The 4,861-nt window shown below is 67.1% G+C and carries 2 protein-coding genes and 1 pseudogene; 2 read left to right on the plus strand and 1 reads right to left on the minus strand.

All coding sequences use genetic code 11. The annotated features are described in order from the left end of the window. Nucleotides 1-108 precede the first annotated feature (108 nt). Nucleotides 109-903: pseudogene (locus tag FFS27_RS28540) on the minus strand (7TM-DISM domain-containing protein); the annotation flags it as partial. 212 nt (nt 904-1,115) lie between these two features. Between FFS27_RS28540 and FFS27_RS28550 the strand changes: the two are divergent. Both FFS27_RS28550 and FFS27_RS28555 read left to right on the plus strand, forming a co-directional pair. Then, nucleotides 1,116-3,359 carry a YgiQ family radical SAM protein gene (locus tag FFS27_RS28550; RefSeq protein ID WP_003135540.1) on the plus strand — a complete coding sequence of 748 codons (2,244 nt, stop codon included), beginning with the start codon at nt 1,116-1,118 and terminating at the stop codon, nt 3,357-3,359. Between the two features lie 261 nt (nt 3,360-3,620). Continuing rightward, a partial coding sequence (locus FFS27_RS28555) for a circularly permuted type 2 ATP-grasp protein (protein WP_137952370.1) occupies nt 3,621-4,861 on the plus strand: 1,241 nt, incomplete at its 3' end.

The following is a 4,861-nucleotide window of genomic DNA, read 5'->3' on the forward strand; positions in this document are numbered from 1 at the left end:
GCGCGACCTGGCACGCGCCGTGGAAGTCCGTACCAACGAGCTGAGCGAGGCCAATCGCCAGTTGCAGATGCGCGAAGCGCAACTGCAGTACGCCGCCCATCACGACCCGCTGAAGCGGATCACGCAGATGCCCCAGATCGCCAGCAGCGCCAGGCGGTCAAGCCACCAGGGCACCGCCCGCTCGGGCCAGAAATACTCGAAACCATGGCCGCTGATGCTCAGGGTCAGCACCAGCGCGCTGGCAGCGGTCAGCACGTACCAGAAATAGGCGCGATCGCGCAGGCTGGTGAACAGGATCAGGTTGTACAGCAGCAGGGCGAGGATCAGCCCGTAGGCCATGCCGAACAGCAGGTTGCCCTGGCTGCGGTATTCCAGCAGTTCGTCGTGGCTCCAGAGCCTCAGCGGAAAGGCGTTGCCGCCGGGATCGTAGCTGCGCAGGTAGACGCGCAACGGCCCATCGCCGGGAGGGAGCTGGAACAGCGGATGACGATAGGCGTGGTCGCGGCCCTCGGCGAAGGGCACCGCTTCGCCGCTGCGATGTTCGCGGAACCCGCCGCGCTCGTCGGGGAGGTACAGGCGCAGGTCGTGCAGGCTGGCGCTGGCGACTTCCAGCCACCAGCCGCCGGATACCGCCTCGCGTCTCGGCAGGTCGAGGCGCAGCCACCAGACGCTGCGACTGAGGCCGACGCTGGTGCGGCCGGCGGCGGCGACGAAGCGGCCGGCCTGCTCCGTTTGTTCGAGGTCCTCCACCGCCAGGTTGCCATCGGGGTCTTCGAGCAGGTCCAGCGAGCCGTTCAACCAGGCGCCGCTGGCCGGGGGCGCTGGAAACTCCGGCGCGGCGCGCGAAACGGCGCTGGCCAGTAGAAGGAAGATGACCGCGAGCAGGGCAAGAGGATGGCGCACGATGACTCTCCCGGGGGCCTGCCTTAGAGGCCGGGTGAGATGACGATGAATGGAGTATAGAAACAAGGTGGCGAAATGATGGCATTTTTTCGAAGCCGGCCGACGGCAGGCAATACCCAGTGAAAACGTCGGAATTGCTCATTTTTTGTGCTATATTCCGCGCCCGCGTTTTCGCGACCCCCTATTCCTAGAGATACCCCCTGGTGCCCGTGATGCAAGCCGCCAAGCCGCTGTTCGACTATCCCAAGTACTGGGCCGAGTGTTTCGGTCCGGCGCCCTTCCTGCCTATGAGTAGGGAAGAGATGGATCAGCTTGGCTGGGACTCCTGCGACATCATCATCGTCACCGGCGATGCCTACGTCGACCACCCGTCCTTCGGCATGGCCATCATCGGCCGCCTGCTGGAGGCCCAGGGGTTCCGCGTCGGCATCATCGCCCAGCCGGATTGGCAGTCGAAGGACGACTTCATGAAGCTCGGCGAGCCGAACCTGTTCTTCGGCGTGGCGGCCGGCAACATGGACTCGATGATCAACCGCTACACCGCGGACAAGAAGGTCCGTTCCGACGACGCCTACACCCCCGGCGGCCTGGCCGGCAAGCGCCCGGACCGCGCCAGCCTGGTCTACAGCCAGCGCTGCAAGGAGGCCTACAGCCATGTGCCGGTGATCCTCGGCGGGATCGAGGCCTCGTTGCGCCGTATCGCCCATTACGACTACTGGCAGGACAAGGTCCGCCGCTCGATCCTGATGGACGCCACGGCCGACATCCTGCTCTACGGCAACGCCGAGCGTGCGGTGGTGGAAATCGCCCAGCGCCTGGCCCAGGGCGAACCGCTGAGCGCGATCACCGACGTGCGCGGCACCGCCTTCGTCCGTCGCGACACCCCGGAGGGCTGGTTCGAGATCGATTCCACGCGGATCGACCGGCCGGGCAAGATCGACAAGATCATCAATCCCTACGTGAATACCCAGGACACTGCCGCCTGCGCCATCGAGCAGGAAAAGGGCGTGCAGGAGGACCCGCAGGAAGCCAAGGTCGTGCAGTTGCTGGCGAACCCCAGGCTGACCCGGGAGAAGACCGTGATCCGCCTGCCGTCTTTCGAGAAGGTGCGCAACGACCCGGTGCTCTATGCCCACGCCAACCGCGTGCTGCACCTGGAGACCAACCCGGGCAACGCCCGTGCCCTGGTGCAGAAGCACGGCGAAGTGGATGTCTGGTTCAACCCGCCGCCCATTCCGATGAGCACCGAGGAAATGGACTACGTGTTCGGCATGCCCTATGCCCGCGTACCGCACCCGGCCTACGGCAAGGCGAAGATTCCCGCCTACGAGATGATCCGCTTCTCGGTGAACATCATGCGTGGCTGCTTCGGCGGCTGCACCTTCTGCTCGATCACCGAGCATGAAGGAAGGATCATCCAGAACCGCTCGCACGACTCGATCATCCGCGAGATCGAGGAGATGCGCGACAAGGTGCCCGGCTTCACCGGCGTGGTCTCCGACCTTGGCGGACCGACGGCGAACATGTACCGCATCGCCTGCAAGAGCCCGGACATCGAGCGGCACTGCCGCAAGCCGTCCTGCGTGTTCCCTGGCATCTGCGAGAACCTCGATACCGACCACAGCTCGCTGATCGAGCTGTACCGCAAGGCCCGGGCGCTGCCGGGGGTGAAGAAGATCCTGATCGCCTCCGGCCTGCGCTACGACCTCGCCGTCGAGTCGCCCGAGTACGTCAAGGAACTGGTGACCCACCACGTCGGCGGCTACCTGAAGATCGCCCCGGAGCACACCGAGCGCGGTCCGCTGGACAAGATGATGAAGCCGGGGATCGGCACCTACGACCGCTTCAAGCAGATGTTCGAGAAGTTCTCGAAGGAAGCCGGCAAGGAGCAGTACCTGATCCCGTACTTCATCGCCGCCCACCCCGGGACCACCGACGAAGACATGATGAACCTGGCCCTGTGGCTCAAGCGCAACGGCTTCCGCGCCGACCAGGTCCAGGCGTTCTATCCCTCGCCGATGGCCACCGCCACCGCGATGTATCACTCGGGCAAGAACCCGCTGCGCAAGGTCACCTACAAGAGCGATGGCGTGACCATCGTCAAGAGCGACCAGCAGCGGCGCCTGCACAAGGCCTTCCTGCGTTACCACGACCCGAAAGGCTGGCCGCTGCTGCGCGAGGCGCTGGAGCGGATGGGGCGCGCCGACCTGATCGGCAATGGCAAGCACCACCTGGTCCCGACCTACCAGCCGGATACCGGCGAATACCAGAGCGCCCGGCGGAAGAACTCGACGCCGGCCGGCAGCAAGAAGGCCGGCAAGCTGCTGACCCAGCATACCGGCCTGCCACCCCGCGCCAGCGACGGCGGCAAGCCGTGGAGCAAGGGCCAGCAGAACAAGGCGACGGCCTTCGCCAAGGGCAAGAAGAAGTCGCGCCAGCCGAACATCCCGCGCTGATCGCCGGGGCGGCCCTGCCGCCCGCAAAGGGTGCGTGGCTGCAACCCGGCCAGCGGTCGCGCACCGTCGCGGTGCATCGCCGTGGCGCGACCTCCTGGCCTCCCGGGCCTGGCGGCGCTGGCACAAGTCTTGCGCTTCCGGGGCAACCCGGTCTTCGCGGAGAACCGCGCTGGCGGACCCGGCAACGCCTCGTCGCTTCGCTCCGGCGGCGCGTCGCCGACTCCGCTACAGTGACCGCAACCCCAGCCCCGCGAGCCTTCGATGCCCGAGCTGCTTGCCCACTATCCGTTCACCGATACGGCCTACCATGAGCTGCTCGATCGCCAGGGTGGCGTGCGTCCCCATTGGCAGCGGCTGTTCCGCCAACTGGAGCGCAGCAGCCCTGAGCAACTGCGCCAGCGCCAGGCCCTGGTGGAACGGCAGATCCAGGAGAACGGCGTCACCTACAACGTTTACGCCGATCCCAAGGGTACCGACCGCCCCTGGGCGCTGGACCTTCTGCCGAACCTGCTGTCCGCCGCCGAGTGGCAGCCGATCGCCGCCGGCGTGGCACAGCGTGCTCGGCTGCTCAACGCGCTGCTGGCCGACCTGTACGGCGAGCAGCGTCTGCTCGCCGAAGGGCTGCTGCCCAGCGAACTGGTCTTCGGCCATCCGAACTTCCTCTGGCCGGCGCTCGGCATCCGGCCGCCCGGCGGGATTTTCCTGCACAGCTATGCCGTCGACCTGGCGCGCGATGCCGACGGACGCTGGCAGGTCCTTGCCGACCGCACCCAGGCGCCGTCCGGCGCGGGCTATGCGCTGGAGAACCGGCAGATCGTCTCGCGGGCCTTGCCGGAACTCTATCGCGACCTGCGTGTGCAGCATCTCGCCGGGTATTTCCGCACCCTGCAGGAGACCCTCGCCAGCCAGGCCGCCGGCGACGGCGAGACGCCGCTGGTGGTGCTGCTGACTCCCGGACGTTTCAACGAAACCTACTTCGAGCATCTCTACCTGGCGCGCCAGCTCGGTTTCCCGCTGGTCGAGGGGCACGACCTGACGGTGCGCGACGCCACCCTCTATCTCAAGACCCTCGGCGGCCTGAAACGGGTGCACGCGGTATTGCGGCGCCTCGATGACGACTTCTGCGACCCGCTGGAATTGCGTACCGACTCGGCGCTGGGCATTCCCGGCCTGCTCGAGGCGGTACGCCAGGGGCGCGTACTGGTGGCCAACGCGTTGGGCAGCGGGGTGCTGGAATCGCCCGGCCTGCTCGGCTTCCTGCCGCAGGCCTGTCGCCGCCTGCTCGGCGAGGAGTTGGCGCTGCCCTCGCTCGACACCCGCTGGTGCGGCGAGCCGCAGGCACTCGAGGCGATACTCGCGGCACTGCCCGACCTGGTGATCAAGCCGGCCTTTCCCGGCCAGCGCTGCGAACCGCTGTTCGGCCACGCCCTCGACGGTGCCGGCCTGGCATCCCTCGGCGAGCGCTTGCGCGAGCGCCCGCAGGCCTACGTGGCGCAACGCCT

The sequence above is a fragment of the Pseudomonas sp. 2VD genome, assembly GCF_005503585.1.
Classification (GTDB): Bacteria; Pseudomonadota; Gammaproteobacteria; order Pseudomonadales; family Pseudomonadaceae; genus Pseudomonas; species Pseudomonas aeruginosa.